Source organism: Streptomyces torulosus (assembly GCF_001419765.1).
In the GTDB taxonomy this organism is placed as follows: Bacteria; Actinomycetota; Actinomycetes; order Streptomycetales; family Streptomycetaceae; genus Streptomyces; species Streptomyces torulosus.
In genome coordinates, this window is record NZ_LIRK01000528.1 from 5,695 (window position 1) to 6,080 (window position 386).

A 386-nucleotide genomic window follows, 5' to 3' on the forward strand; every position below is an offset into this window, starting at 1 on the left:
CGGCGAGACCGACATGGACCAGATCACCACGCTGCGCTGGGACGGGCCGACCGCACAGAAGCGCATGAACAGCGTGCTCACCAAGGCGTACCGCAGCGCCACGGTCGACGCGGTCCTGTCGCCGTACGACGGCATCTCCATCGGTGTCCTGAACTCGCTCAAGGCACACGGCTACGGCTCCGCCGCCAAGCCCCTGCCGGTCATCACCGGTCAGGACGCCGAACTGGCGTCGGTGAAGTCGATCATCGCGGACGAGCAGTCGCAGACCGTCTACAAGGACCTCCGGCTGCTCGCCGAGATGGCCGCGGACATGGTCGACGACGTCCTCAACGGCAAGACGCCGAACCTGAACAGCAGGCGGGCCTACAACAACGGCGCCAAGCCCG

At 66.8% G+C, this 386-nt stretch carries 1 protein-coding gene; it reads left to right on the top strand.

The window, feature by feature from the left end; all coding sequences use genetic code 11:
* Window positions 1–386 (top strand): substrate-binding domain-containing protein (locus tag AOK23_RS50570; RefSeq protein WP_240496660.1); only part of this gene is annotated, 386 nt, incomplete at both ends.